The sequence below is a fragment of the Desulfosporosinus hippei DSM 8344 genome (assembly GCF_900100785.1).
Taxonomy (GTDB): Bacteria; Bacillota; Desulfitobacteriia; order Desulfitobacteriales; family Desulfitobacteriaceae; genus Desulfosporosinus; species Desulfosporosinus hippei.
Window position 1 is genome coordinate 38,254 of the sequence record NZ_FNCP01000009.1, and the last position, 23,395, is coordinate 61,648.

26 protein-coding genes are annotated in these 23,395 nt (G+C 42.3%); 6 read left to right on the forward strand and 20 right to left on the reverse strand.

Translation table 11 applies throughout. The annotated features are described in order from the left end of the window. Nucleotides 1-681, reverse strand: coding sequence for a (d)CMP kinase (gene cmk / locus BLS16_RS09530; protein WP_427846373.1), 681 nt, complete (start codon nt 679-681; stop codon nt 1-3). A gap of 11 nt (nt 682-692) precedes the next feature. Next, nucleotides 693-1,418, reverse strand: coding sequence for a CPBP family intramembrane glutamic endopeptidase (locus tag BLS16_RS09535; protein ID WP_092332682.1), 726 nt, complete (start codon nt 1,416-1,418; stop codon nt 693-695). Between the two features lie 91 nt (nt 1,419-1,509). On the opposite strand from BLS16_RS09535, the gene BLS16_RS09540 reads away from it, so the two are divergent. Beyond that, nucleotides 1,510-1,767 (forward strand): hypothetical protein, encoded by a 258-nt coding sequence (locus BLS16_RS09540; RefSeq protein WP_092332684.1) that lies wholly within the window; start codon nt 1,510-1,512, stop codon nt 1,765-1,767. A gap of 34 nt (nt 1,768-1,801) precedes the next feature. Here the strand turns inward: BLS16_RS09540 and BLS16_RS09545 are convergent, their stop codons facing one another. Next, entirely contained in the window at nt 1,802-2,455 is a 654-nt protein-coding gene (locus tag BLS16_RS09545) for an HAD hydrolase-like protein (RefSeq protein WP_092332686.1), read from the reverse strand. Between the two features lie 92 nt (nt 2,456-2,547). On the opposite strand from BLS16_RS09545, the gene BLS16_RS09550 reads away from it, so the two are divergent. Continuing rightward, nucleotides 2,548-2,739, forward strand: a complete 192-nt coding sequence (locus tag BLS16_RS09550) for a hypothetical protein (RefSeq protein ID WP_092332688.1) — start codon at nt 2,548-2,550, stop codon at nt 2,737-2,739. Between the two features lie 81 nt (nt 2,740-2,820). Here BLS16_RS09550 and BLS16_RS23555 read toward each other — a convergent pair whose 3' ends face one another. Then, nucleotides 2,821-2,982: a hypothetical protein gene (locus BLS16_RS23555; RefSeq protein ID WP_176786120.1), complete on the reverse strand. Its 162-nt coding sequence runs from the start codon at nt 2,980-2,982 to the stop codon at nt 2,821-2,823. 165 nt (nt 2,983-3,147) lie between these two features. On the opposite strand from BLS16_RS23555, the gene cls reads away from it, so the two are divergent. Further along, nucleotides 3,148-4,683, forward strand: a complete 1,536-nt coding sequence (gene cls / locus BLS16_RS09555; RefSeq protein ID WP_092332690.1) for a cardiolipin synthase — start codon at nt 3,148-3,150, stop codon at nt 4,681-4,683. Nucleotides 4,684-4,760: 77 nt separating this feature from the next. Here cls and BLS16_RS09560 read toward each other — a convergent pair whose 3' ends face one another. The 9 genes from BLS16_RS09560 to BLS16_RS09600 form a co-directional block, all read right to left on the reverse strand. After that, a complete protein-coding gene (locus tag BLS16_RS09560) occupies nt 4,761-5,081 on the reverse strand; it encodes an AzlD domain-containing protein (RefSeq protein WP_092332692.1) in 321 nt (106 codons plus the stop codon). Nucleotides 5,082-5,110: 29 nt separating this feature from the next. Then, nucleotides 5,111-5,860 carry an AzlC family ABC transporter permease gene (locus tag BLS16_RS09565; RefSeq protein ID WP_092332694.1) on the reverse strand — a complete coding sequence of 250 codons (750 nt, stop codon included), beginning with the start codon at nt 5,858-5,860 and terminating at the stop codon, nt 5,111-5,113. Nucleotides 5,861-5,864: 4 nt separating this feature from the next. Continuing rightward, nucleotides 5,865-7,151: a 3-phosphoshikimate 1-carboxyvinyltransferase gene (gene aroA / locus BLS16_RS09570; protein ID WP_092332696.1), complete on the reverse strand. Its 1,287-nt coding sequence runs from the start codon at nt 7,149-7,151 to the stop codon at nt 5,865-5,867. 84 nt (nt 7,152-7,235) lie between these two features. Further along, entirely contained in the window at nt 7,236-8,156 is a 921-nt protein-coding gene (locus tag BLS16_RS09575; RefSeq protein WP_092332698.1) for a prephenate dehydrogenase, read from the reverse strand. Then, on the reverse strand, nt 8,146-9,183 hold the full coding sequence (aroF, locus tag BLS16_RS09580) for a 3-deoxy-7-phosphoheptulonate synthase (protein WP_092332700.1): 1,038 nt from the start codon (nt 9,181-9,183) through the stop codon (nt 8,146-8,148). Before aroF (BLS16_RS09580) ends, BLS16_RS09575 begins: the two co-directional genes overlap by 11 nt. A 406-nt stretch (nt 9,184-9,589) precedes the next feature. Then, the gene (locus BLS16_RS09585) at nt 9,590-10,267 is read right to left on the reverse strand and encodes a TorD/DmsD family molecular chaperone (protein ID WP_092332702.1); all 678 of its coding nucleotides are present in this window, start codon (nt 10,265-10,267) and stop codon (nt 9,590-9,592) included. Nucleotides 10,268-10,296: 29 nt separating this feature from the next. After that, complete coding sequence (locus BLS16_RS09590) at nt 10,297-11,139, reverse strand: dimethyl sulfoxide reductase anchor subunit family protein (protein ID WP_092332704.1); 843 nt, start codon at nt 11,137-11,139, stop codon at nt 10,297-10,299. A 3-nt stretch (nt 11,140-11,142) separates the two neighbouring features. Next, a complete protein-coding gene (locus BLS16_RS09595) occupies nt 11,143-11,721 on the reverse strand; it encodes a 4Fe-4S dicluster domain-containing protein (RefSeq protein WP_092332706.1) in 579 nt (192 codons plus the stop codon). 18 nt (nt 11,722-11,739) lie between these two features. Next, nucleotides 11,740-14,316 carry a molybdopterin-dependent oxidoreductase gene (locus BLS16_RS09600; protein WP_092332708.1) on the reverse strand — a complete coding sequence of 859 codons (2,577 nt, stop codon included), beginning with the start codon at nt 14,314-14,316 and terminating at the stop codon, nt 11,740-11,742. Between the two features lie 381 nt (nt 14,317-14,697). On the opposite strand from BLS16_RS09600, the gene BLS16_RS09605 reads away from it, so the two are divergent. Then, entirely contained in the window at nt 14,698-16,377 is a 1,680-nt protein-coding gene (locus BLS16_RS09605; RefSeq protein WP_092332710.1) for an ATP-binding protein, read from the forward strand. 19 nt (nt 16,378-16,396) lie between these two features. Then, a complete protein-coding gene (locus BLS16_RS09610; RefSeq protein ID WP_092332712.1) occupies nt 16,397-17,101 on the forward strand; it encodes a response regulator transcription factor in 705 nt (234 codons plus the stop codon). Between the two features lie 83 nt (nt 17,102-17,184). Here BLS16_RS09610 and aroF (BLS16_RS09615) read toward each other — a convergent pair whose 3' ends face one another. The 5 genes from aroF (BLS16_RS09615) to BLS16_RS09635 form a co-directional block, all read right to left on the reverse strand. After that, a complete protein-coding gene (gene aroF / locus BLS16_RS09615) occupies nt 17,185-18,042 on the reverse strand; it encodes a 3-deoxy-7-phosphoheptulonate synthase (protein ID WP_345788524.1) in 858 nt (285 codons plus the stop codon). After that, on the reverse strand, nt 18,038-18,415 hold the full coding sequence (gene aroH / locus BLS16_RS09620; protein WP_092332716.1) for a chorismate mutase: 378 nt from the start codon (nt 18,413-18,415) through the stop codon (nt 18,038-18,040). The genes aroF (BLS16_RS09615) and aroH overlap by 5 nt, the downstream gene beginning before the upstream one ends. A gap of 13 nt (nt 18,416-18,428) precedes the next feature. Beyond that, nucleotides 18,429-18,845, reverse strand: coding sequence for a HutP family protein (locus BLS16_RS09625; protein WP_092332881.1), 417 nt, complete (start codon nt 18,843-18,845; stop codon nt 18,429-18,431). 226 nt (nt 18,846-19,071) lie between these two features. Further along, nucleotides 19,072-19,512, reverse strand: coding sequence for a hypothetical protein (locus tag BLS16_RS09630; protein WP_345788521.1), 441 nt, complete (start codon nt 19,510-19,512; stop codon nt 19,072-19,074). A gap of 102 nt (nt 19,513-19,614) precedes the next feature. After that, nucleotides 19,615-20,862: a BaiN/RdsA family NAD(P)/FAD-dependent oxidoreductase gene (locus BLS16_RS09635; protein WP_092332883.1), complete on the reverse strand. Its 1,248-nt coding sequence runs from the start codon at nt 20,860-20,862 to the stop codon at nt 19,615-19,617. 129 nt (nt 20,863-20,991) lie between these two features. Between BLS16_RS09635 and BLS16_RS09640 the strand changes: the two genes are divergently transcribed. After that, nucleotides 20,992-21,261 (forward strand): hypothetical protein, encoded by a 270-nt coding sequence (locus BLS16_RS09640; RefSeq protein WP_092332720.1) that lies wholly within the window; start codon nt 20,992-20,994, stop codon nt 21,259-21,261. Between the two features lie 34 nt (nt 21,262-21,295). Here the strand turns inward: BLS16_RS09640 and BLS16_RS09645 are convergent, their stop codons facing one another. Both BLS16_RS09645 and BLS16_RS09650 read right to left on the reverse strand, forming a co-directional pair. Continuing rightward, nucleotides 21,296-22,375 (reverse strand): 4Fe-4S binding protein, encoded by a 1,080-nt coding sequence (locus BLS16_RS09645; protein ID WP_092332722.1) that lies wholly within the window; start codon nt 22,373-22,375, stop codon nt 21,296-21,298. A gap of 185 nt (nt 22,376-22,560) precedes the next feature. Next, a complete protein-coding gene (locus BLS16_RS09650; RefSeq protein ID WP_092332724.1) occupies nt 22,561-23,274 on the reverse strand; it encodes a FadR/GntR family transcriptional regulator in 714 nt (237 codons plus the stop codon). Nucleotides 23,275-23,395: the final 121 nt, after the last annotated feature.

Sequence of the window (23,395 nt, forward strand, 5' to 3'; positions counted from 1 at the left end):
TCAACCTCCCTGCACCAGCGTCAGAATCTTAGTAACTAACTCGTCAATACCAATTCCTGTTGTATCGAGTATAATTGCATCTTCAGCAGGCTTAAGTGGAGAGACCTCGCGCTCTGTATCAAGACGGTCGCGTTCAACCATGTCTTGAGTAACCTCTTGTAAGGGCACTTCTTTACCTATTTTCGCAAGTTCTAACCACCGACGCTTTGCTCGCTCCTCAGGTGTAGCCGTCAAAAAGAATTTAAAATCTGCTTCGGGCAAAACATAAGTACCAATATCCCGACCATCCATAACCACTCCGCCCCGGTTAGCCTCTAGGCGCTGAAGTTCGAGTAAACGTTTTCTGACTCCAGGGTAAGAGGCCACAACTGAAACAGCACGGGATACGTCAGGGGAACGAATTTCCTCAGTAACCTCTTCTCCATCACACCAAACAATCCTCTTATCCGAATGATCTAGGACAATTTCAGTCTCTTTAGCAATCTGACTAACTCTAGTTTCATCGTCGATTGGTGCATTTATTTTAAGCACTTTATAAGCAATTGCTCGGTACATTGCCCCGGTATCAACATAAAAAAGCTTTAATTTCTCTGCTACAATCTTGGCAACTGTACTTTTCCCTGCACCTGCAGGGCCATCAAGGGCAATCTGTAAGGCGTGCTGTTGCCTTTTCATCATCATATTTGCTCCTTTTACTCAATCATTATTTTAGCCGCGATAAGTGTAGCAACTATATTATTCAAAGCATGCAGTCCAACGGAAGGATAAAGGGACTTGTATCGATCGTAAAGATAAACAAGCACTATTCCTAAAACAAAGCGTGGGAAAAATCCATAGGCCTGGAAGTGAAGCGCGGAGAAAATAATCGCACTTATGACTGCTGCTGTCCATTTTCCAAAGTAGGCTTGCAGACCTCCAAAGATAACTCCTCTAAACAAGGTTTCTTCAACAAGGGGGGCTAAAATGCCTGCCAACAGCAAATTAAGAATCAATGTATACCCTGAAACATCACCTAGAAGTTTGGAGTATACATCCGTCTCGGGAGGTGTAAACCCATAATTAAAAAGCGCAATAGCGTAACAAATATTAACCACCCATGTTAAAGCGTATAATCCTAAAACCTTGGAAAGGATCACTCGTAAAGGTACATCCCTCCAGCCAAAATCAGCCCATGTCCAGCTCCTGACACGTTTTAGAAAATAGATTAACAGGGCGAAAGATAACTGTGTCAAAAAAGCGTTCAAATACATTAAAACCCGTTCGTGGGGCCAAAGATCCATCAACCAAAACGTACCAAAAGCTAAGCCAACATAAATACTAATAACTCCACCTAATACCAAGACTAAGTCGACCCAATTTAATTTTCGATCGCAACGTGGACTTTCACCATCTGTTAGATTTAGTCCATTATTGTCCATTACTCACTCTCCTTCTTCTTAGCGGGCAAAATGTCTGAGCACATAATTCAATTAATTTTTTCCTAGACTAAACCCTAAAGGAGGAATTTTTATGGATTCGTCAGAGATAACCTTACAAGTCTATCATCATCATCTTAAAATTCCCATTGAAACCTATTTCAATACAGTCACAGATTTTCTAGATCCTTGGGATGAGCGGGCCTATCAATTTGTAGTTCATAAATACCTGGAAGAAGCAAAGGATAACGGTATCGTCGGAATGGTTCGTCAAGAAAGAGATGAAAACTACGTCTACCTAGACGCAGCCGTCCGGTATCCGATGGCCATGGATGGCCGAGTGCCTCTGTAGCCAGGGATGGCGAGAAGAGGCCGCAGACCATGGATTAACTTAAAAGCAGCTTTCCTAAACTCTCAACATTTGGCGCAATAAAGTCAGGCTTTGCTGCTTGTAATTCCTCAGCAGTCCCATACCCATATCCAACAGCTATCACATCAATTTTGTTTTCTCGAGCACCATAAACATCATATTTCCGATCACCGATCATTACTGCTTTTGACAGTGAAGCATCAGGAGCTGTTTTCAGAACTTCTTTAATGACTGTCTCCTTTTCCGCCAATTGACCATTTAACTCACTTCCCATGATAACATCAAAGTACTCTGCTAGTAAAAAATGTTGAAGAATTTTTTCTGCAAAAATTCTAGGTTTGGATGTTGCTAAAAAATGTTTACAACCCTTTTCTCTTAACTGCAACAATAACTCTGGGATTCCAGAGTAAACTTCATTTTCGTAGAGTCCTATTTCTTGAAAGCGCCTTCTATAGGTCAACACTGCTTCATTTAACAGAGCATCATTTTGAGTTTCTAGTAGTATTTTAAAACTCTCTTTTAACGGCGGCCCAATGACCCACTCGAGATCATCTGCTTTAGGTATGGGATAACCTAACTGACTTAACGCATACTGCACCGAGCGGGTAATCCCTTCTTTCGAATCTGTTAAAGTTCCATCTAAATCCCAGAGCAGAATATCGTAGCGCATATAAACCTCCAAATTAGATTTTATTATTTCCTTAAATTTCCGGGATGAATCTAAGCTATTGCGGCTATTCTAAAACTAAAGGAGGGATATCAATGTTTCATCAAAAACACTATCATACCCATGGAATGTTATTTTTTGTTAGTCTGATTTTAGCTTTCATTCTGGGACGTAAATCAGAGAGGTATGGTTTAACCATAGTTTCGCGAGGGTGCGGTTGCTATGAAGATGACGATGAAATGGAAATAATGAGTGATTCGACGCCAACTAATAGTTACCCCCAATAAATCAACTTGTTTCCTCAAAAGTCTTTCTAACTTTAATATATTATAGCACCTACCCTAGATTACCTAAATGAAACTCCGAGATTATTCTCGGAGTTTCATTTTAATAATAACTAAATTAGCCATTTCAGTGAGCAACCGATTGAAGTTCACGTCCACCGTTACCTGAGAGCCCAGCATTCCCACCCAACTTCCTTTGGAATGGGGGAGATTATCCTTTATTTCAACGAAAATGCGAGTCTGCATTATTGTTAACCCTACTAGGTCTTATAAAGTCCCAAATTCATTCTCAAGGACGTTCCATTTACGTTTGACCTCCGCACAATACGTATGGGTATATTTACTCTCTATATATTATTGAGTATACTTTATTTAGTCAATATATAAGTAAGTTATAGTATAGAGGTGTGTATGAAAAGGATATTGAAGCTTCTACTTAACAGGATCTTTTTAGTCGGCATACCTATTCTCATCCAAGTATTTGCTTTAGTCCTTGTCATTTGGAAATTCAGTAACTTCTTTGTTTATTTTTATGCAATTTGTACATTACTTAGTGTAGTAGCCCTGCTAAGGATATTAAGCGGCAAGGTAAATCCCGCCTATAAAATCGCCTGGATTGTTCCAATTATGCTCTTTCCCATCTTTGGTGGACTTTTTTATCTGTTATTTGGCGGTAAGAAATTAAGTAAGCGTTCAAGAAGAAAAATGAAGGCGATTCAGGAGAAGATGATCAAATTACTTGGTCATAACGAGATGCTTAGCCAGGAAATCAAAGCCAAAAGCTTAAGTGCATCCAATCAGTCATACTATATAGAAAACTATTCCTTCTGTCCGGTCTATCAAAACACGACTTCTGAGTATCTTACACCAGGAGAGCGAATGTATGAACGCTTACTAGAGGAACTAACCAAGGCGGAAAAATATATTTTTCTGGAATACTTCATCATTGAAGAAGGAACCTTCTGGAATTCCGTACTGGATATTCTAATCGAAAAGGTAAGTCAAGGAGTGGATGTTCGTGTCATTTATGATGATGTCGGATGTCTTTTTACGTTACCATATGGCTATCATAAACAACTTGAACGAATGGGAATCAAGTGCTGTGCTTTTAACCCCTTTATCCCAGTTCTATCGACTCGAATGAACAATCGTGATCACCGAAAAATAGCAGTCATCGACGGTTATACGGCCTTTACAGGCGGTATCAATCTCGCAGATGAGTATATCAATGCTTATAATAAATATGGACACTGGAAAGATTCAGCTGTCCTTCTTCAAGGAGATGCTGTTTGGAGCTTTACTATAATGTTTCTGTCGCTATGGAGTCATCAGCGAAATACAGATGAAGACTATGAACACTTCAAACCTATGACCAAGGATATAAAGGAATTCTCCTCGGATGGCTATGTTCAGCCTTTTGGCGACACTCCATTAGACGACGAGTCGTTAGGAGAAACCATTTATTTGAATCTTATCAACACAGCTGAGCAATATGTCTATATCTATTCCCCTTATCTCATTCTCGACAATGTGATGCTTACTGCCCTTTGCTCTGCAGCTAAGCGAAATGTAGATGTTCGAATCATAACCCCTCACATCTGGGATAAATGGTACGTTCATGCTGTGACCCGCGCAAACTATGATGCCCTTGTGGAAAACGGCGTAAAGATCTATGAGTACACCCCAGGCTTTATGCACGCCAAATCCCTGGTGATTGATGACAAGCTGGCTGTTGTCGGAACAATTAATTTAGATTACCGCAGTCTATTCTTACATTTCGAATGCGGGGTCTGGCTTTACCAAACACAAAGCGTTTTGGAAGTAACTAAGGATTTTCTTACGACCTTAGAACGATGTCAACCTGTCACATTGGCGGACTGTCGGGCTGTCAAATGGTACAAGCGTCTAGGTCGTTCTGTTCTGCGTGTTTTCGCCCCGCTTATGTAATAAAATGATAACCGTGCAGTAACGTCTGCACGGTTATCATTTTTGAGGAGAATATTTTAATTAAGTCGCGGCTATTCTTACACGAGTAATTTATCCAACCCCCAGAACACACTCATCCCAAAGAGGATTCCTAAAAATAAATTCGGTACGAATTTTGAAAAGAGAAATGTCAAAATTCCCGCCCAGAGAAAGGGGTTATTTACAATAACAATTGTTCCATTCGGTGTTATTAGCTCAGGAACAACCAAGGCAGCAAGTAAGGCGATGGGGACAAGCTCGATAAAATCTCGAGCAAACCCCTTAACATTCTTTCCTTTAAATAATAGAAAAGGTAGTACCCGCGAACCATATGTAACAATTGTCATTAATAAAACGGTTTCAAGCAATTGGATTGACATGAATATCTTCCCTTCTCATGCTAGACCTCTTAAATACTCTTTTGGCTATCACAGCCTACACTTTCAGACGCTTTCTTCCCACGCCACCATGCCCCAATGCCTGCAGCAACAACCACACTAATAATTAAGTAAATTTTTCCGGGAATCAGAAGCTTTAAAAAAACTGCCAGAGCTGCAGCCAAGATATACGTCAAATAATTCTTCTTTGACAAAGAGGATGTTGTTAGGATGATGAACAAAGCTAAGAGGGCAAATTGAAAACCCGAGAACTGAATAGGGAGCCATTTACCAATTATCCCCCCTAGGATTGTAAAACTTACCCAAGTTGCATAAGCTCCTAGGTTAATCCCTAGCATAACTCTACGACGGTTTTCTTCTCCCTCAACATTCTTCAAAACCTTTGTATTAAGCACAAATGTTTCGTCGGTAAGCCCTTGAGCTAAACCCAGTGACCAGGGGAGTGATCTCTCCGGGAAATAAGGAACAACCGACAAGCTCATGATAAAATGTCGAATATTTAAAATAAGGGTTGTAACACCAATCATTAAAGGGGTTGCTCCTTGATGGATCATTTCTATCGCAATAAACTGAGAAGCACCGGCATACACAAAGAGCGACATCAATCCGGCTTCCCAAAAGGTTAAACCGAACTGCGTCGCAAGAATACCAAAGGTTATAGCCACTGGTGCATATCCAATTGCAATTGTCAATGATTGACTTAAGCCGTAGGTAAAACCTTTTTCAATAGTACCATTAGACGTATCAGCTTTGTAAGACATTAAGTCATCCAGCTACTTTCTCTATAACAGATAAAAAGTCAGGGTATGAAACATCAGCCGCGGCCATGTCTTCCACACTAACTCCTTCCTTTGATAACATACCGGCGATAGCCCAGGCCATAGCCAGGCGATGATCACCTAAACTGCTAACTTGTCCTCCGTTCAACGAAGTCTGACCATGTATTCGCAGACCATCAGGCAGTTCTTCAACCTTAGCTCCCAGAGCACTTAAGCCTTGAACAACAGTACTTATCCGATCCGTTTCTTTAACTCTCAGTTCTGCCGCGTCCCGAATAATAGTTTCTCCTTCAGCCAAACTCGCTGCTACGGCAAGTATAGGTATCTCATCAATCAGGCGGGGAATCAGGTCCCCAGCAATCTCGACACCTTTAAGTTTAGCAGGACGGACACGTATAGTAGCTCTAGGCTCACCACATAATTCTTGGGCATCAATTAATTCGATATCTGCACCCATAGCTTTCAATACATCTAAGATTCCAGTACGAGTTGGGTTGACGCCAACATTGGGTAAAACAATCTCCCCTTGCCCTACTAAGCTTCCCAAGACTAGGAAGAAGGCTGCTGATGAAATATCCCCCGGTACAGAAACAGCTTGACTTTTTAAACTTCCTCCACCTTGGATCCTGACGAGGGTCTTATTGCTCTGGACGTCAACTCCGAACCCTCGGAGCATACGTTCAGTATGATCTCTAGAAAGCACAGGTTCCTCCACACTAGTCTCTCCATGAGCTCTTAACCCAGCTAAAAGGATAGCAGATTTTATTTGAGCTGAAGCAACAGGGGTTTTAAAGCTATGACCCTCTAACTGACCACCTTGCATAGTAAGGGGAGCGAAATTCCCATCCTTGCGCCCCATTATCTGAGCCCCCATCACCTTAAGAGGATCGGTAACTCTGCGCATAGGTCGTGATCGAAGAGAGTGATCACCGCTCATGGTAACAGTAAAAGGACTTCCTGCCAGGGCACCCAGCATCAGTCTCATGGTCGTTCCGGAATTACCCGCATCAAGAACATCGTCCGGTTCCTTCCAAGCCTCAATGCCCTCACCACTTATCCACACATCAGTATCCTGTCTCTCCCAAGATACTCCTAATTGTTTCAAACATCGAAGGGTACTTAAACAGTCCTGGCCCAATAAAAAGTTTGATACATGTGTTTCTCCATGAGCCATCCCGCCAAAAAGTGCTGCCCTATGAGAAATAGACTTATCGCCAGGAACTCTGATTTCGCCTCTCAGTTTGGTGATCGGCTTTATATACACGCCTCCCATAAATGATTACCTCCCAGCGCATTCAATTACCATTGGTAGTCTCCATTATAACCGAAAAAACTTATCAATCACATACGATATTACTTAATTAAGACTTTCCCTCGCCAGGTGAGCCTTACGAAAGGCTTCGGCAATCCCCTCTCCATCCCCTTGCAGAAGGGACTCCTTCAACTCCCGGACTCTTTGTTCCCATAAAGTAAGTCCTCCTAAAATTGCGTCAGCATTTTTGACCATTATTTCTTTCCACATTTCAGGAGAACTGTCTGCTATGCGTGTTATATCACGAAAACTACGACCGGCTAAAGCAAAAGGCTCTTTACCTTCTTTGGAAGCATCTTGAGTTGCTAAGGTTAAGGCAACGGCTAACAAATGGGGGATATGACTAACCATTGCCACTTCCACATCATGTTCAAGAGGTTCCCGATATACCACTTTGGCGCCAAATCCTTTTAAAGTAGCGGCTAGTTTTTGAAAGACATGAGGAGGACAATACTTGTCAGGTGTTAGGACGTAAGGGTAACCCTGAAAAAGGTTAGGATCCGCCACTCCAAATCCCGACTGTTCGGAACCGGTCATAGGGTGTCCGCCAATAAAATAGAATTCTGGAAAATCTGTCTGGGTGTCAACTCCTGATTTCCTGCAAATACCTCTCTTTAGGCTTCCCACATCCGTAACAACTGCTCCCTTAGGAATCCTTCCCGTCAATTGCTCAAGCCCTTCCTCCAATATTTGTAACGGAAGTGCCAATACTATCAAATCCACATCTAAAAACTCTGGCACAGATGTCCAACCATCCTGCAGCCAGCCCCGCCCTACTGCTTCCTCGATACTGGCCTTTTCAGAATCGATTGCTGAAACATCCCATCCCGCATTATGCAAAGCTCCCGCCCAAGATCCTCCAATGAGACCCAGACCGAAAATGCAAGCCCTCGGTATTCGAAGGCCTGACCATCCCGGTGTTAATTCTTTTTCACTCTTGGTAAATATAGATACGTCACTCAGCACGCTTACTCACTTCCCCTAACTCACGATCTAACACGGAAGTCAGTCTTGCCAGATCGTCCATCATGACTTTGAACTTTTCAGGTGTTAAAGATTGTTTGCCATCTGAAACCGCTTTTTCCGGGTGTGGATGCACTTCAACAATTAAGCCATCGGCTCCTGCAGCCAGAGCTGCTTTTGCCATAGGAGGGACTAAATGCCACTTTCCGGTTCCATGACTAGGGTCAATTATGACCGGCAAGTGGGAAAGTGTATGCAAGGCCGGAACCATACTCAAATCCAGAGTATTTCGAGTGTAGCTTTCGAAAGTTCGAATTCCACGCTCACAAAACATAACTTGGTAATTCCCGCCATCCATAAGATACTCTGCCGCCATCATCCACTCTTCCAAGGTTGCAGACGGTCCTCTTTTGAGAAGAACCGGCTTCCCACACTTGGCCGCTTCTTTAAGAAGAATGAAGTTCTGCATATTACGAGCCCCAATTTGAAGTACATCTGCATAATCCGCCACTAAAGAAACATCTCGAGCATCAATAACCTCAGTAATTACTAAAAGACCGGTTTTCTCCCGTGCTTCGGCTAGATAACGCAATCCTTCCTCTTCAAGTCCCTGAAAAGAGTAAGGTGAGGTTCTTGGCTTAAAGGCACCCCCACGTAGAAAGGTCGCCCCTGCTTCTCGCACCGCGTGAGCTGTTTCTAGAATTTGTTCCCTGCTTTCAACCGCACATGGCCCAGCCATGACATGAACCTTATTACCGCCAATTTCTTGATCGCCAATACGAATAATGCTGTTTGCCGGATGAAATTCTCGACTCACCAATTTATAGGGGGCTAAAATAGGCACAACTTTTTCTACAAAAGGCAATGCTTCTAAGTCGAGGGCTTCAAGACGACTACGGTCTCCAATTGCCCCCATAATTGTCTTTTCTACCCCTTGGGAAAGATGAATCTTAAAGCCCTCCTCAGTTAATCGTGTGGAAACCTCTTCAATCTGTTCTGCCGTTGAACCCGTTTTCATTACTACAATCATCTTAATACCCCTTTCTACCATCCTACATTTATTTATTTAATTTGGATGCAAAAAGACACCCTGAATAGAGGGTGCCTTGATTCCCAATTGCTCCCATCCTACTATTCTAACAACCCATCCGGCAACTCCGTTAGACTCGCACACGCGATAACGGAAAACCATCCTACTTAAGCTTTGCCTAACAAAGCTTGTTTATACAAAGATATGCTAAAATTAAATTAGAGCTATCTTAACATAGAATGGGCTGTCTCTACAACCCCTTAGAAAAATAAAATATTCTATAATTATTACCTATTGTATATCCTTGGCTCTAATGTTCTCGCAAATTCAAAAAAGGGTGGACTCCTTAGAAAATGAAGTCCACCCTTTTTATTGCGTATAAAGTAAATAAATTTCAAAGAAAAATTTAAAGGCTCGCGAGCATTTCATCAATAACCTCTATATCTGTTTTGAGGTATTTCTTTAATAGAGAGACTATACCTCTGTAGAAGGAATGGGTTGTAGCAGACTCCAAATCGAAAGCAAACTGTGGAACCCAGACAAGTAGATGTTCTGCCAAAAAAATCTTTTGATCCTTTAAAATTTCCCTAAACTCACTAAGATCCTCTCCTTGGAAAGCGGCTTCAGCAAGATTGCTGAGATTATACATGAAATCTAATTCTAAAGCCAAGTGATCATCGGCCTCAAAACGATATCGAGCAGGGAGATAGTTATATTTCAAGTAGCATCTGCGTACTTCTAAGGTGCTTTCCTGAAATAACAGCCTCTCTTTACTTACATAAACAGATTCCCAAGGAGGAGCAGGCAATTTAGTTGGACCGAGAAACAACCGCGTATATTCAGTGCGAACCTCGTCCAGAGCAGCGTCTTTATTCTTTTCTAATTGCTCCGTGAAATCTCTGACAAGATCCAGGCTATCTTCTAAAGACAGCAGAGTCAGAGAGGTCTGAGTATGATCGTTGTTTAGAATCTGGATTGTCTCTAGGGCAGGTTCATTTCCAAATAAGTTTTGCAGTAAACGATATAGATAGGTTCTGTTTGCCAAAAGTATTGCAATATCATCCTGCCTAGATTCGGTTTTCATCGATTGGAACCTCCCTTTATTCCGTCATTTTAAGTCAAACCAATATGAGAGGTGATCATTGAAGCATAGAAAACATATCTCCCTATTATCTCACCGATTAACAAGATGGCTGCCGCCACATAAATAATTCCTGAAGCAGATTTAGCCCCCGTCGCGCCGGCTTTCTGGATGGCCGGCCAAAGAAGAAGTCCGGCCCCTCCCAGAATAAGCAGCCATTTCAGGGCAATGACTACGCCCATCTCACTAAGCACCTCAGCACTAGCTTGAGCCGCCATCCCGTTTAGTCCTAAGCTAAACGCATAGGGAACAGCTGCAGCAACTTGAATAACCACGGTAGCTAAGACAATGAATGGGAAAAGTCTTTGATTCGCCTCGTTCAGCTCCTTAAAGCTGGACACTAAAAAGATAAGCGCACCTAAAGCTATGGCTGTAGCATAAAAATCCACAAAGGTGTTGGTTCCATCCCATACCGGAACACTGGCCATGGTATACACTTTAACCATGGAAAAGATGGTGACTAAACCGAGAACACTTCCCGCCCATCTCAAAACAGTATTTAGGCCTTGGCTCTCCGGTCTGTAGTATTGGACCCAGGCGTATAACACGGTGATACCCATGAAGATTCCTGCCAGCAGAGCTTCCTTACTTAACCAAGAACTTCCTAAGTTAGACAGGGAATTCAGAGCCGAAAAGGGTTGCCCTAAATGCACGAAGGATGCCAAAACTCCTACAACACTTAAGCACGCTGAGATTAGTGCGGAAACTTTAAACTGTTTGTCTTTATAAAGCTGCTTCCCTAAGGTAATAAAGATCATGCTGCCGATAGCAGCCTGCAGACAAAGGGTAAATATCAATAAAGCTGTTTCGTCCATTTTCTAAATCTCCTTTTTTCGGAAATCTTTTTGCCTGGCTATGGCTTTTGCTTTAATAAGTACCGATGGGTTGGTTGTAGAGGAAGGAGGAAGAATCGGCAGATCACTTGTGGTGTCGCTGCCGTGTTTGACTCTTAGTTCATCCAGATCTCCCCATTCCAGAGCACGCATAGGACAGGCCTCCACACAAACAGGAGTTGCTCCTTGATCACGAAGATCTTTACACCCATCGCATTTGCTTACCTTACCCAAATCTTCAATGAATTGAGGAACCCCGTAAGGACAGGCCCAAGTGCAATAACGACAGCCGATACACTTGGTTTTGTCGTGCTGTACTGTCCCATCGACATCAATATGCATAGCACGGGTAGGGCATCCTTCTACGCATTTGGGGTTAGAGCAGTGATTACAGGTTCCAGAATAATGGTACACGCCAGGACTCGGAAAAACACCCGTTTCAAAATTTCTTACCTGTCTAAAGATAGTACCTATCTTTAAGTCGTTTTTGTCTTTACAAGCAATCTGACAAGTTCGACAGCCTATACACGTCGTCATATTAAAATAGAATCCCATATGTTTCATTCTCGCCCATTCTCCCTTCTAGAAAATAATTCTTTGAGGTTTTTTAACGTCGGGTATTAATGGCGTGTCTGAATATTTTTCCATTTTAACCACGCAGCTATTCCAGCCTGATACGCCTTGACCTGTCGATACAGGACCACAAAGAATATTGTCCGCTCCCCCGGTATCAATTCCTGTTTTTTCATCCATATCTACCCAAGAACCATGAGGTAGGCCAATGACCCCTGGCATAAAACGCTCGGTCACTAAAGCTGTACGTAAAGTCTTGCCATGCTGGCTGGTCAACAAGACCGTATTGCCATCGCTGATGCCTAATTCTTTAGCATCTTTTTCACTAATGAAGACAGGATTAGGCCAAGTTTCTCTGAGCCACTGAACATTATCGAAAACAGAATGTGAACGGCGCAAATAATGAGGATTAATTACTTGGTAGGGATAATCCCCTTTCACTTTTCCCTTCCAATCCTTAAAGGTAGCCTCATATCCTTCAACAGGTGGAGTATGGGTGGGAATGGGTTGGATTTTGCTATATCCCATATTGTTAATTCTATCTGCTAAGGCTTTTGAATAGATCTCCAGTCTGCCACTATCAGTTGTACGTGGATTAGCTGCCGGATCATCTCTAAATTCCTTTAAAGCAATAAAGCCATAATTGTCTCCCGGTTTTCTTTCCACTTGATAAATCCCTTTTTCTTGGAATTCTTTTAAACTAATTTGACCTTCTTGAGGTTTGCCCTTAGTACCCCATTCCGCAATATCTGCTTCGGTAATGGTAACTAACGGTGCTTTCTTTTTGCCGTCAGGTAAAACAACCGTACATCCAGCTATTTGATTGAACAATCTTTGTACCGCATCAATTGGAAATGCCTTTACCGGATTTACCCCCAGACGTTTGGCTAATTCAATAGCTATCCATTCATCATCGTGACATTCATACATTGGCTCTGTGATTTGAGAATACATAATCAGAATCTCTCGGTTGCCAGTTAAGAATCCACCGGGTTTTTCCCATTCTGTGGTCAGCGGAAGAACGAAGTCTGAGTACTTGGCGTTCGTCGTCAAAAACTGACCATGACTCACGACTAAGTCAACCTTGCGATGAGCTTCGATTCCTTTAGTCATCCCATCAGCCGTTTGCAGCCTGGCATTCTGGTCGTGATAGATCATATGGATGTCAATATCACGCATTTCGCCTTTGAGCCATTGCATATTCCCTGTAAAATTATATTTACCATCAAGTATAGCTCTCCACATTTCTGTGTGATTCATACTATCATCGACAGGGTTTTTCACGCTTGGTAAACCGTCCTTGCCGGCATTTACCAATGCTGGTCCACCATTACTGGAACCGGTATGGCAGCTTACTCCACACATATGACCTGATTTTCCAATATGACCGGTCATAGCCCCAATTGTCATCACCATATGAGGAAGACTATCCGCATTTTGAGTTCGCGCAGAGGCCCAGCCAAAAATAATAGCTACTTTCTTATTTTTCTCCATTGCTCTGGCCAGATAACGGATACGATCAGGCTCTACCCCACAAATTTCCGAAGCCCATTCCGCATTTTTCGGAATTCCGTCATAGGTTCCGAGAATATAGTCCTTAAAGTTCTCTTTAGGGTCAGCACCTTCCGGCATACTGTCTGCATCAAAACCAATGGTATTATTTTTTAAGAACTCCCAGTCAATTAATGGGTTCGTAATGGGATTGTCTTCTATAATCAAGGTATGCGCTACTCCTAAGAGCAGAGACGTATCCGTAGAAGGACGACAAGGAATCCAATCGGCATCTAATAAAGCATAGGTGTCATTAAAATAGGGATCAACTCCTATAAATTCTGCGCCTGCTTTTTTAACTTGCAGAAAATTATAAGCGGGATTTCCCGCAGAACTCCAAGCTGGATTCATGCTGAACATAATCACGGTTTCGCAGTTACGCATATCTAGTCGGTCATTGATACCTTCAACTGCTGATGGAGTAAAACCAATAGGACCATTAGTAGCATGCCAAGAACCTCGAGAGGTTGTGCCCCAATTGCCAACATAACCACCATACAATGATAGAGTCTTAGATACAGCACCTCCGTCAGCAAAGAAGGCTCGATTCCCATGCTCTGCTTTGATCCGTTTCATTTCACCCGCAATGGAATCTAACGCTTCTTCCCAAGAAATCCTGACCCATTCATCTTTACCTCTCAGCTCTTTCTGTCCACCACCAGGTGCCCAGTTCTTTCGTCTCATAGGGTACTTTAAACGATCGGCACCAAAAACCTGCTGCCGTTGAGAACGTCCGCGTAGGCAACCTCTTTGTTGGGGAAAATCCGGAGTATCCGGATGGGTATCATCGGTTTTTTGACGAATAACCACACCATCAATTACAAATGCTTTATTCAAGCATCTGCTGCCGCAGTTGTGCCAACAAGCCGCAGTTATCCACTTACCTTCCTGACTTGCTGCTTTATCAACACCCGCGGTCTTTAATGTATTGCCACAACCCACTAAGGATAAACTGGCAGCTGCCGCCGTGCTGGCCTTAATGAAACTTCTTCGACTAAGGTTTAGACTGTTGACTTTATCCATGAAATTAGCCATTTGTTGAATTAACCTCCTTATAAACCAAGTAGAAAGCTAAAAAATTCACATATGAGGATCTAGTTTGCCCCCCTTTATTAATAATAGATACATTTAAACTTTATAAGTAGTACTAATTTCTAGCTTAACACAAAGATATTAATGATCTTATTGTTAAATATTAATAGATTATTAATATAATATTATTTTTTTAATTAGTTAAATTGGATACTAAAGACAAATCTCCTAAAAATAAAAAATTACAAAACGCCGAGAATATGATAGACTTTTTAATAATCGTAATTACTTTTTTCTATAACAATAAATACCAACTAAACCCTTACTTGAAGTAACAGGTAACCCGAACAGGGGATAATAATACAAGGCAAAGAGGGGTAAGCTATGCAAAATAGCAAATTTTTCGGGGGAGTAAGGGATAATTTAACGTTTCGTTTCATGTTGGCTACAGTTATCATAATTATTACTGTGATGGGAATTAAGTTTTCCTGGGATTATTCTGAAGAGAAAAAACAGACTGAGCGAGAGCTAATAGAAAAAGCTCAGATTATCTCAGAGCAGCAAAAAGCTTTGATGGAATTCGTAGCTATCAATCAAAATAAAATCAATTACGATTCTAAAGGCAACTTTGAGTTCAAGCATTTAAGCTGTTCCACGGTGGCTATGGGAGTAGGGATGATGCTGGCCAGCGAAACGGAATACAGGATAAACCCAACCAATCTACAATATAGGAACGTCTTAAATGCCCCAGATGAATTTGAAATTGAGGGTCTGACCAGGCTTAAGGAAAATCCCTCCACAACTGAATATTTTGCTATCAAAGAAGAAAAGGGAGAAATGGTTTTTCGCTATATGTCCCCTTTAAGTATCGACGAAAATTGCTTAAACTGCCACGGACAGCCTCAAGGAGAACTCGACATCTCCGGATTCGCCAAGGAAGGTCTGGCTATCGGGGATTTTGCCGGAGCCCTTAGTCTGACAATGCCCATGGATATCTATATGGACAATACTAAGAGAAGTTTATTTAGCAATGGCTTCTTTTCCGTCATTCTAATTTTAGTGTGTGTCACTGGTATTTATTCTTTAGTAACCAAAATGGTGACAAGTTCTCTGGGTGAATTGGAGCAGGCTGTTGCTCAAGTAGGAGCAGGCAAATGGGATGTAAATCTAACTAATCTGAAGGCCAAGGGAGAAATAAAAAGGCTGACCAAACATTTTCAGACTATGATTGAACAGCTGAAGGATTTATATACGAACCTGGAACTAAAAGTAGAACAGCGAACGGATGAATTAGAAAAAGGCAATTTACTTTTACAAAGGCATAAACAGGAGCTCGAACAGGTAAATCTCAGATTAAAAGAAAGCAATCTTTATAAATCAGAATTTCTAGCTGTTATGAGCCACGAGTTAAGGACTCCTCTTACATCGATCATGGCCTTCGCCGAACTCATCTCTGTTGGAATTCCTCCAAAAGATACAAAACAGCAATACTATCTGAAGGAAGTACTCCAGAACAGCCAAATCCTGCTAAGGCTGATCAATAACATTCTGGATCTGGCCAAAATTGAAGCAGGTAAAGATCAGCTCGTGTTAGAAGTGCTAGATATGACCGACATAGTAGCTTCTGTGGAGAGTGTCATTGCCCCTTTAGCCCAAAGCAAAGAATTGGCATTTCAGGTTCAAGTCGCTCCCGATGTACCCTTAACTAAAGCCGATCCGGAGAAGATACGCAGAGTTGTGGAAAATCTGGCTGGAAATGCTGTCAAGTTCACAGAAAAAGGGGGCAGGGTTGGAATTCAAGTTCAATTGGATGATCTAAGTAAAGAAATCATTATTAGAGTGACCGACAATGGCATAGGAATTAGAGAAGAATATCAAGCCTATATTTTTGAAAAGTTTACCCAGGCCGATAGTTCTTCTTCGCGAAAATACGGAGGAACCGGCTTGGGGCTTGCTTTAGCCAAAGAATTAGTAGAACTCCATCAAGGCTGGATTAAGGTAGAAAGTAGATCTGGCGGAGGTAGTACTTTTATTGTCGGTCTTCCTGTCTGGGATATTGAATAAAGTGAAAAAGAGGGTGAAAATGCTGGAGCGTTTAAAAGTGATGTTGGTGGATGACGATGAAAGAATTCATACCATAGTAGAGCATCTTGTTCAAAAAGAGGGGTATGACTTTTCTTATGCTGCCGACGGAGAAAAAGCTTTGCAAATGTTTGCCCTCAAAAAACCGGATCTGATTATTCTTGATGTCATGCTTCCCGAAATTGATGGCTTCGAAGTTTGTCGAAGAATTCGTCAAATCAGTAATGTTCCAATCATCTTGCTTTCGGCCAAAGGGGATATTGTCGATAAGAGTGTGGGGTTCAACATGGGGGCTGATGACTATATTACTAAACCCTTTAGTCCCATTGAGCTGACTTTACGCATAAAGGCTATCTTTCGCAGAGCCTCTTTAAAAGAGAAGTCCGCCGGCTCCTCCATAAAAGAAGATAGTATTGTGATTAAGGATTTAGAAATTAACAATAAGAGTTTTGAGGTGCAAGTACGGGGGGAAAAAGTTGACTTTACCTCCAAAGAATTTGAACTCCTATGGTTTATGGCGGAACATCCCGGCCAAGTGTTTACGCGAGAGCAGCTTTTTGATAATCTGTGGGGAGAAAAGTATTTAGGAAATCCAGGAACCATCACAGTTTTTGTTAGGAAAATTCGAGAGAAAATCGAGCTTGACCCTGCCCATCCGGAGTATCTTCTCACTGTATGGGGAGTAGGTTATAAATTTTGCGATTAATCTTTAAACATGGAAGAGACCCGATTGCCCACTTGCCAGCGATCGGGTCTCTTCCATGTTTAAAGATGTTGAAGGAATTTGAGCTATAATACTTCTCGTCCTACAGCCTTCGCAACCGGTCTGAGTCTATCCATGAATTCAGCAAAATGTTTGAAATTCAGCGACTGATCTCCATCACTTAATGCAAGCTCTGGTTGAGGATGCACTTCGATCATTAATCCATCTGCACCAGCAGCAACTCCAGCCAAGCCAACAGGGTTAACCAATGACCATTTTCCCGTACCATGACTCGGGTCTAAAAAAACAGGCAGATGAGTTAGTTCCTTTAACGCAGGTATAGCTGTAATGTCCACTGTGTTACGGGTATAGGTTTCAAAGGTTCGAATTCCTCGTTCACATAATACTACCTGATCGTTGCCCTCTGCCATGATATACTCTGCAGCATAAATCCATTCTTCCAAAGTAGAAGCTAAACCCCTTTTAAGAAAGACGGGATGCTTGGTTTTCCCTATCTCAGTTAAGAGAGTATAGTTTTGCATATTACGAGAACCAATCTGAAACATATCAGCGACTAGCCCAACTCGTTCAATATCTCGAGCATCCATTACTTCTGTCACTACCGGCAGACCGGTTAATGCTTTGATTTGGGCTAACATTTCCAAGCCTCCCACACCTTTACCTCGAAAGGAATACGGAGAAGTTCTTGGTTTGTAAGCACCGCCTCTTAACATCGTAGCACCAAGACGTTGAACCTCCAGTGCTGTACTGAGCAGCTGGTCATAACTTTCAATGGCACAGGGACCGGCAATGACGACCAGCTGAGGGCCCCCGATGATAACATCCCCCACTCGAACCGTAGTGGTTTCTTGTTGTTCTTCCTTCCGTCGAGCGATTAGCTTCATCGCGCTCTCCTTCTTCCTAATATAGCTTGGTGTTTTAATCTTTTTCGAGATCACCCTCTAGAAGATCTTTACGTAATTTGACCGCATTTCGCAAAAAAATGTGGCGAATCTCCTTTTGACTGCGTTCAGTATTAACGTGCAGCAGAACGCGAATACAATAGGGAAGTGCACCGGGAACCGGAATTTCTGTGGAGCATAGCAGCGGTACTAGCTGCCAGCCAATTGCCCTGGCACTTGATGCCGGAAAATCAGCATCTAAATCTGAGGTTACCGTGAATATAGCGCTAACCAAATCCTCTGTACAAAGTGAATTCTCATAGAGAATCATTTGCAATAATTCCTGGGTTGCTTCTCTGATCTCTGCAGCATCATTGTGCTCGACCGTGGTCGCACCCCTTATACCTCGCACCATCGTTCATCCCCCCTTATTCCTTGGGAGCAACTCGATGTCCCAGACCAACAGCCACCTCATCTAAATGCAAGAGCCCGATTCCAAAAAAAACTGCCACACTCAAATGATCATTTTGACGAGCAATACCAATTTTTCCACCAATATTCAAACCCATAGCCTTGTTCATTATTTGACTTAAGGCTTCGCGCGTGGCCCCAGCAACAGCTCCCTCGTCCCCATGAGTCTCTTGGATTGCCCCTTCGCGTTTGGCCGCTACAATAGCACGTTCTACAATCTTGCGAACAGAAGCGATATACTCGCCACCATAATCAACAGCAGCTGTTTTAACCCCCATTTTGAGATAAGACTCTTTCAAATGGGTTTCTTCTTCTCGACTTTCGCTCATAGCCATTTTCAACGCAGCAAGTGCGATTTTTTTGCTTTGTGTCATTAAGCGCCCTTCCTCTCCAAAACTAAAATTAATCAACCATAATGGTAGAAAAAGACACTTCTCAGTGCCTTTGATTTTTGTAAAAACCATCCCACCATTCTTCAATTATAATATTATGCCCATACCATCCTACCATACTACCCTCCTTTTCTCATCTTTAATCTATGAGAAAAACTCAAACAATTATTACCAATAATTATAGTACCACCAAGAGTGCTTTGCAACACTACTGCTTGATGATCATGTTCTGAATATTGCCTTGGACTATGAAAATCTGATTTTGACGCGGCTCAAGCAAAAGATTATCTTTTTTTATAACCTGTACCTTTACGGTCTGATTAATACCTATTCCGTCAAGTTGAATTTGACTGGATTGAATGGCAATTTGCTGTTCTCCTTTGGCTAAATTTGCGATAACTGTTCCATTTTGAACCACCCTAATCGGAGCAGCAGGAGTCGCCTTTAAGGTAATCATCCAGGTTTTTGCCGACTGTTGAAGATCTGCATTAGCAAGTGCCGGCAGTTCTAAAGGAGGCGCTTCTACCTTGGACGCTACAGAAACGTAGAATTCAAGGGGATCCCTTACAGCGCTTAATTGCATTACTAAAAGCAAAACAGATGCTAAAACCATAACCCTAATTATCCGTCGTTCTCCTCGCTGGATCATATTCCATATCAACTCAATTAAACTTCCTCTTCGACGCACGTATATCACCTCGAAAAGAGTTTATGCAGGAAGCTAATTAATCAGACCTCTAATATCCACGAACTATCCTATAACATTTCCTGCCGCCCGGCCCGCTCTATAGCCCATGGCAAAAGCAGCCTGAAGGTTATAGCCACCTGTTATTCCGTCAACATCCACAACTTCACCGGCCCAAAAGAGTCCTTGAACACATTTCGAAGCCATTGTTTTTGGATTGATTTCTTTGACATTAACTCCCCCGGCAGTTACGATAGCGGTTTCCATAGAAAGGGTGTCTGTAATAGTGATGGTTAATTCCTGTAACAATTTAACCAAAGCCTTGCGTTCGTCCCGACTAATTTGATGAACTACCCCATCCGGGTCTATCCCACTCAGGCGGATTAAGACAGGAATTAAGCTTTGAGGCATCAGATCATCCAGGGCATTTTTACACTGTTTATTGCTATACTTTTGAAAATCCCGCTGAACTCGAAGATCTAATTGTTCATTTGTTAAGGCTGGTTTAAGATTTATTTTTAATTGGACTTTCTTCCCCTCACGAAGTGCATCTCCCGCTTGTCGGCTCAGCGTCAAAATAATAGGACCTGACACACCAAAATGAGTGAACAGCATTTCCCCAAATTCCGAATGCTCTTTCTTTCCTCCGATCAATAGCGATGCTTCCACATTGCGCAGAGCAAGACCTTGCAGTTCTTTAACCCAGCCTTCTGCAGCTTTAAGTGGAACTAACGCTGGTCTGGGGGGAATAACTGAATGTCCAAGTTTTCGAGCAAATCGGAATCCATCCCCATTTGAACCGGTTGCCGGATAGGAAGTCCCACCCGTACAAATAACCACATGGGGAGCTGAGTACTTTTCTCCATTTCCTGTTACTCCAACCACATGCCCATCTTCAACCAGAACTTCTTCCACACTAATACCTGATTTAATAATAACCCCCATTTTCTTGAGAAAGATAATAAATGCTTCAACAATCTTTTCCGCGTCATCCGAGACCGGAAAAACTCTTCCTCCTCGCTCAACCTTTGTCTCAACGCCATAATTAGCAAGAAACTCTCTCAAGGCCACATTATCAAAATCTCTCAAAATGCCATGCAAAAAGCGGCCATTTCCAGGATAATGGCTTATAAAATCGGACACATTTTCAACATTGGTTATATTGCAGCGTCCTTTACCTGAAATCGCAATTTTTCGCCCTAAACGTTCCTTCTTTTCTAAAAGCAGAACTCTTGCGCCTTCGCTGGCTGCTTGTCCGGCAGCCATCATACCGGCAGCGCCACCGCCGACTACAATAACTTGATACTCGTTCATTATTAATTCCTTTCTCTGACCCAGGATACTAATTAGCATTTGATATGTAACGTGCATTTTGCCCCATAAACTATTATGTGCTAAGATTGAGAAAAGCTAATACTAATAATCATTTGGGAGGAATTCATTATGAGTCTTGATCAACGCACAACAATTATTTCGCAAATTTCTGCGGCAGTTGCTTGCAATGCCCTGGCAGCACTTCGCCTATCAATAACCGAAGGATTAAATATCGGTTTAACCAAAGAAGAGATCCAGGAAGTTATCAGCTTGGCTAAAGAGGTTCAACAGCAACCAATATCTCATGTAACTCATATGACGGATCAAATCTTACGTGAAAGCAAGAAAAAAGCACACGAGCATAGCGCCCACTGTGGATGCGGCGGGCACCATGCTTAGTATTATCCCCCTAGGCTGTTGCTTTAAACTTAAATTAGCGAGTAAAGAACCCTCCACCTTCAGGGCCACTAGTAGCACAAACTAAACACAAGTCCCCATTATCGAAAATGCGTTTACCGCATCGTGTGCAATACTTGGGGCTGCCTTCGTGGACTAGTATTTTGCCAGTAATTAATCGATGAGACAATGGTTGATAATTAAACGTTAAGGCTTGAGAGCGACAGGTCTCCATACAACGATGGCATTGAACACACTTCATAGGTTCAAAAATCAGCCGCAGGGAGGTGATCTTATCCTCTTTAGTCAAATCGTCTTCCCCGTTAGAATCTGAGTTCATTTCTTCTCGCTTCTGTAAGGCTCCCTGAGGACATATCGCTGCACAAACTCCACAGCTTGTACAGGAATCAGCAATTGAAATAGCCTGAAAGGGAATCTTCTCTTCTGTGGAAGCCCCGAAGGTTTCAATCATCCACTGACGAGATTTTGGAATATGATAAGTCTCATCTGCCGTCAGGCTAGGCAGCCATTCCTCGATCTTTTCTCGACTTTTCTGCCGCCATCCCAAGGAAGAGTCCTTTTGAATGCCAGGCCTTGGCGCCTTATTAATAGTAGCCTCATGCCCCTCATGAGACCCTTGATCTGGTCGAACCTTAATATGAATCACAGGATGTGTGGGCCAGTCCGCATGCACCCCATTAAAGGCCTCAACACTAATTGCACAGGCCTGGCGATCAGGACAGTCTGCACAGGAACCTGTGCTAATTGTTGCTGATTTTTCCTTAGCCAACAACATTAGGGTCATCCAGCTATCTCTATCCAGCATTCCCAAGCAAGGTATCTCAAAGCCACCAGGGACTGCTTTGGGACAATTCAGAACAATTTCTTCAGCCTCTTGGAGGTATTGATAGAATTTATCGATGGAATGATCGACAAAGCCGCCACTTGGGCAGACAGCCATGCAGACTCCGCATTCTGTACAACTCTTAGGATCAAGTTCACGATAGTTTGAGATGGCTTGATGGGGACAACTCTCAATACAGAGCTTACAGGAACGAGCAAAGGGTCTTTTCGTGTTAAGACAATTACCGTTGTGATAAACCATTTGACATGTCATAGTTGTATCCTCACTATTAATTACTTCTTGTCCATCACAATTCTTTCTTGCTTGCTTTCTTAATTCATCTTTACATAATTAGGATTACCGTAGGCTAACTCTCTCATTCTTATTATCCCTGTTGCTCTGGCTAGCAGTGTCAAAAGAGGCTAGAAACTGTTGTTTTGTTTCTGCCTCTTTAATTCTTAATCCTCAATCATATACTTAGCAAGATGGTTCTCTACCCCAACTAGATGATCCAACATCCGCTTTTTAGCTTTTTCAGAATCATGATTCTTAATAGCCTCGTAAATTAACAAATGCTCATTAAACAACTTTTCAGGGGTGTCTGCGTGTTCATAAAGCTTACTGCGGCTGGTTTTAAGGGCCTTTTTCATTGTATCTGAAAGGGTATTCATTAAGCGAAAGAGGATTTTATTATGGGTCGCTCTAGCAATTGCATAATGAAAGTAATGATCAGCCTCTTCACCTAGATGATGTAATTCGAGATCCTTCCGCATAATTTCTAACGCTTCAAACATTTCATGTATTTCATCTTCATCCGCTCTCGCAGCCGCTAATCCGGCAGCCTGAACTTCTAAAATCTTTCTTGCCTCATAAAGTTCCAGGTCAGTGTCTTTTTCTATAAAAAGCATCCAGGCCAAAGGGGTTACTACAGATTCAATATTTACCTGCCTAATATAAGTTCCCTCGCCGGAACGCACTTCTATTAAGCCCATCATCTCTAGGGCACTGATCGCTTCCCGAATAGACGCACGACTTACCTGAAACCGTTCAACTAATTCCCGCTCTGAGGGTAACCGGTCACCAGGCTTTAGTTGGCCCTCGGCAATGAGTTGACCGATCTGATCAACAATCTGTTCGTAGATCTTTCGGGTTCTAATGGGTTTTAGAATCACCCTTTTTTCACTCCTCGCACATTGGTTGTAAAACCATGTACTTAGTTTACCATAGCTATCCACTATATGAAACATGGGAACACTTTATTCTTAAAGTGTTCCCATGTTTTCAACACCCTGA